Source organism: Luteibacter sp. P4_D7_3 (genome assembly GCF_056401735.1).
This window is the reverse complement of the sequence record NZ_JBFUIT010000484.1, coordinates 1-2,081: the sequence shown is the minus strand read 5'-3', so window position 1 is coordinate 2,081 and position 2,081 is coordinate 1. Positions and strand designations below refer to the sequence as shown.

The 2,081-nt window shown below is 64.0% G+C and carries 2 protein-coding genes; both read left to right on the top strand.

What is annotated here, in order from left to right:
- Positions 1-981: FAD-dependent oxidoreductase (locus tag AC1DSN_RS21815; protein ID WP_477332865.1), on the top strand; the 981-nt coding region annotated here is incomplete at its 5' end.
- A 73-nt stretch (positions 982-1,054) separates the two neighbouring features.
- A partial coding sequence (locus tag AC1DSN_RS21810; RefSeq protein WP_477332863.1) for a phosphoethanolamine transferase occupies positions 1,055-2,081 on the top strand: 1,027 nt, incomplete at its 3' end.

The following is a 2,081-nucleotide window of genomic DNA, read 5'->3' as shown; positions in this document are numbered from 1 at the left end:
GTTGCGCTCAAGGCAGCGGGACTCTTCGACGAGTTCATTGCGCTCGTTCATGAGGGAGGGCAGGCCACCCGTGTCGTGGACAAGGATGGCAAGGTCCTGTTCGACCAGCCGGACGACGGGACGGGTGGACGACCCGAGGTGCCCAGGGGCGGGCTGCGGCGGATACTCATCGAATCCCTTCCTGCTGAGACCATACGCTGGGGGCACAAACTTGCAGCCGTCCGTTCGCTCGGTGGAGGCTGTCATGCGCTGACGTTTACCGATGGCTCGATGGCGACGACAAGCCTTCTGATCGGTGCGGACGGCGCATGGTCGAAGGTGCGCCCTCTGCTCTCTGATGCGACGCCGGTCTACGTCGGCGTGTCCTTCGTCGAGACGTATCTGCGTGATGCGGATGCTCGTCATCAGGCAAGTGCACAGGCGGTCGGTGGTGGTGCATTTTTCGCGCTGGCACCGCAGAAGGGCATCATGGCCCACCGCGAACCTCATGGGGTGCTTCACTCGTATGTGGCATTGACCAGGCCGAAGGCGTGGATCGACGGCATCGACTTCTCGGACCACGCAGCGGCGCTGGGCCGTGTCGCTAGGGAGTTCGATGGCTGGGCGCCTGAGTTAAAGGCACTTATCACCGGTAGTGACACTCCCCCGTTGCCGCGTCCCCTACATGCGCTTCCGGAAGACCATCGTTGGCGTCGCGTACCGGGCGTGACCCTGCTCGGCGATGCCGCGCACCTGATGATGCCTTCCGGTGAAGGCGCCAATCTCGCCATGTACGACGGCGCCGAACTAGGGAGAGCGCTTGCGGCGCATCCACACGACGCCGAAGTCGCGCTTGTGGCCTATGAGGAAGCGTTGTTTCCGCGCAGCGCCAAGGCCGCGACCGAGGCAAGGGCGTTGAGCAAGTTGCTGCTCGGCGAGAAGGCGCCGCGAAGCCTTGTAGACATGTTCACCGGTTTCCAGCCTGCTGGCGCCGCCGTTTGAGCCCGTGACGGCGCTCCTGTAGATTTCACGGCTTCTAAGGGCCCGCGATCGTGCCGGCCAGACAGGACGCTGGATGATCATTCAAGACCGCCCGGCCGCGCGCCGCGCGAAGTGGGCGCTGCCGGCCTGGGTGCTGGGCGCCCTCGTTGGCGTTTATATCCTTGCCGTGCTAAATCGCACCCTCTGGCCCGAAGTGCGCGAGGCCCTTGCGGCTTCCCAGGGTCTGCCCGGATTCTGGGCCTTGAGTGTGACGGTTTATTGTCGACTGTTAGGTAACCTCGTCCTGACCCTTGCGTTGGCCACGTGGCCGCGCGTGGGCAAGTTCTTGTTGGCCCTCCTGGTCCTCGTATCAGCGGCCAGCGCGTACTACGAGCAGACGTTCGGCGCCCGCCTGAACGAAGAAATCATCCAGAGCATTTTCGAGACGACGCGTGCGGAAGCCGCGGCGCTGATTACCACGGCGTCCGTCGGCTGGATTGCCCTGTTCGGCGTCTTGCCGGCGGTCCTCATTTTGTGGGTGCCGGTCCGCTTCCCGCCGAAGTGGCGCAGCCTGAGGTGGCGTGCGGCTATCGTACTGGCCGCGACGGCTCTGCTGCTCGTGCCGCCCCTGCTGACCGGTCGCAATTACGTTTACTTCGAGCGCAACCACCGTCCGATGTATGAGGTGTTCAATCCGTACGCGGCACTCAGCGGCACGTTCCACTATCTCCAGCGGGATGTCTTCCGTAAAAAGGCGACGATGACGCCGATCGGCACCGATGCCACGCTGGCACCGGATCCCGCCATGGCGGCACGCAAGCGGGTGGTCGTGTTCGTGGTGGGCGAGACGGCACGGGCAGAGAATCAGTCGCTGCAGGGTTATGCGCGCGAAACCAATCCCGAGATGAAGCGGGCCGGGGCCATCTATTTCAGCGACGCATGGTCGTGCGGCACGGCGACCACCGTGTCGGTGCCGTGCATGTTCTCGAACATGACGCGCGAGAAGTTCGACAAGCCCGTGGCCAAGGCCCATTGGAACGTGCTGGATGTGCTTCAGCACGCGGGTGTGGACGTGTTCTGGCGGGACAACGATGAAGGCTGCAAGGATGTCTGCCTGCGCG